This is a genomic window from Rhizobacter sp. (assembly GCF_031412495.1).
Lineage (GTDB): Bacteria > Pseudomonadota > Gammaproteobacteria > Burkholderiales > Burkholderiaceae_C > Schlegelella_A.
The window spans coordinates 1-2,068 of record NZ_JANODC010000363.1; the positions used below are offsets into that span (position 1 = coordinate 1).

5 protein-coding genes are annotated in these 2,068 nt (G+C 69.1%); all 5 read left to right on the top strand.

Going from position 1 to position 2,068, the window contains the following annotated elements; translation table 11 throughout:
* On the top strand, positions 1-154 hold a 154-nt coding region (locus tag AC30N0_RS13315; protein ID WP_489518393.1), incomplete at its 5' end, for a D-glutamate cyclase family protein.
* Positions 155-156: 2 nt separating this feature from the next.
* Positions 157-306 (top strand): hypothetical protein, encoded by a 150-nt coding sequence (locus AC30N0_RS13320; protein ID WP_489518395.1) that lies wholly within the window; start codon positions 157-159, stop codon positions 304-306.
* Positions 307-338: 32 nt separating this feature from the next.
* The gene (locus tag AC30N0_RS13325; RefSeq protein WP_489518394.1) at positions 339-1,205 is read left to right on the top strand and encodes a TRAP transporter substrate-binding protein; all 867 of its coding nucleotides are present in this window, start codon (positions 339-341) and stop codon (positions 1,203-1,205) included.
* 4 nt (positions 1,206-1,209) lie between these two features.
* Positions 1,210-1,812 carry a TRAP transporter small permease subunit gene (locus AC30N0_RS13330; protein WP_489518391.1) on the top strand — a complete coding sequence of 201 codons (603 nt, stop codon included), beginning with the start codon at positions 1,210-1,212 and terminating at the stop codon, positions 1,810-1,812.
* Positions 1,809-2,068: TRAP transporter large permease subunit (locus tag AC30N0_RS13335; RefSeq protein WP_489518392.1), on the top strand; the 260-nt coding region annotated here is incomplete at its 3' end. The genes AC30N0_RS13330 and AC30N0_RS13335, both read left to right, overlap by 4 nt.

Sequence of the window (2,068 nt, forward strand, 5' to 3'; positions counted from 1 at the left end):
CGTCACGCCGCAGGCCGCCATTGCCGCGGCCCGGCCCGATCTCTGCATCACGCACGCACCCGGCGCGATGCTCGTCACCGACATCCGCAACGACCAGCTCGCCGGCATCCAGCCGAACGCGGCCACACTCCACCACTTCGACAACGGGAGATGACGATGAAATCCTGGCCCCTGGTTCTCGGCGCGCTCTGCGCCTCCCTCACGCTGCAGACGGCGCACGCGCAGGCGCTGCCGGCGACGAAGCTGCAGGTCGTCGGTTCGATCTCGAGCCTGCCGCAGTACAAGGAGTTCGAGGTCCCGTTCTGACCAAGACCCTCGGCGAGAAGTCCGGCGGTGCGATCACGGCCGAGGTCAAGGGCTTCAACGAGATGGGCCTGAAGGGCCCCGAAGTGCTGCGCCTCATGGGCCAGGGTGTGATGGAGATCGGTGCCACCGTGATTGCCTACCTCGCTGCCGACGACCCGGCCAACGAGATGCTCGACATGGCCGGCCTGCTGCCCGACGTGGCCACCGCGCGCCGGGTCACCGACTCGCTCCGGCCCGTCTACGCCAAGCTCTACAAGGAGAAGTTCGGCGTCGAGCTGCTCGGCTTCGGCACCTACCCAGCCCAGGTGCTCTACTGCAACAGCGAGCTCAAGGGACTGGCCGACGTCAAGGGCCGCAAGGTCCGGGTCGGCGGCCGATCGCAGTCGGAGCTGATCCAGGCGCTCGGCGGCACCCCGGTCACCCTGGCGTTCGGCGAAGTGGTCCCGGCGCTGCAGAACAAGACCGTCGACTGCGCCATCACCGGCACGCTCTCCGGCAACGTGGCCAAGTGGAACGAGGTGACGACGCACCTGCTCGCCATGCCGCTCTCGTGGGGCCAGATCGGCTATGCCGCCAATGCGAAGACCTGGGCCGCGTACGACCCGCGCGTGCGCAGTCTCATCGAGACGGAGGTCAAGGGCCTGGAAGCCGCGGTCTGGAACGCCGCCGACAACTTCACCCAGCAGGGCTACGAGTGCAACGCCGGCACGGACAAGTGCACGCTCGGCACCAAGGGCAAGATGAAGATCGTGCAGCCAAGCGCCGCCGACCGCGAGCTGCTGAAGAAGGTGCTCGCCGAGACCACGATCCCGAAGTGGGCCGAGCGCTGTTCGGCCGCCTGCGTCGCCGACTTCAACGCCACGGTGGGCAAGATCACCGGCGTGACGGCGAAGAAGTAGCGGCGTGAAGACGACGCTCGACGCCGCGCTCGCCGCGGCGCAGCGCGGCTCGCGCCTCGCTGCGCTCGGTGGTGGCCTGCTCATCCTCGCCGCCGCGGTGCTGGTCTCGGTCGACGTCGTCCTGCGCAAGCTCTTCAGCATCACGGTGGGCGGCGCCGACGAGCTCTCGGGCTACGCCCTGGCGATCGGCTCGACCTGGTCGTTCGCGTTCGTGCTGCTCAATCGGGGCAACGTCCGCATCGACGCGCTGTACCAGCTTCTGCCGCGGGCGCTGGCGGCGGTCTGCGACATGCTGGCGCTGATCGCGCTGCTGGGTTTCGTCAGCGTCGTGACATGGCACGGCAGCGGCGTGCTGGCGCAGTCGTGGCGGCTCGGCGCGCGATCGAACTCGGCGCTGGCGGTGCCGCTGGCCGTGCCGCAGGCGCTGTGGTGGCTGGGCTACGTCGCCTTCGTCGCCTGCGCCCTGGTGCTGCTGCTGCGTGGTGCGCTGGCGTTCGCCGCCGCCGACTGGACCGACGTGAACCGATTGATCGGTGCGCGCACGATCCAGGAAGAGGCCGACGACGAACTGAGCCAGGCCGTGCAGGCGATGCACGTCAAGCCATGATCGCGACCGCGCTGTTCACCTTGCTGGCCCTCATGGCGCTGGCCATTCCCGTGGCCGCGGCGATGGGCGTGCTCGGTCTGGTGCTCGGCCAGATGTTCGCCATGCTGCCGGTGAGCCGGGTCGCCGGCGAGATCGCCTGGACGGCGAGCAACGAGTTCCTGCTCGTCGCCCTGCCGCTCTTCATCCTGCTCGGCGAACTGCTGCTGCGCTCCGGCCTCGCCGAGCGCATGTACCAGGCGCTCGCGCGCTGGCTTTC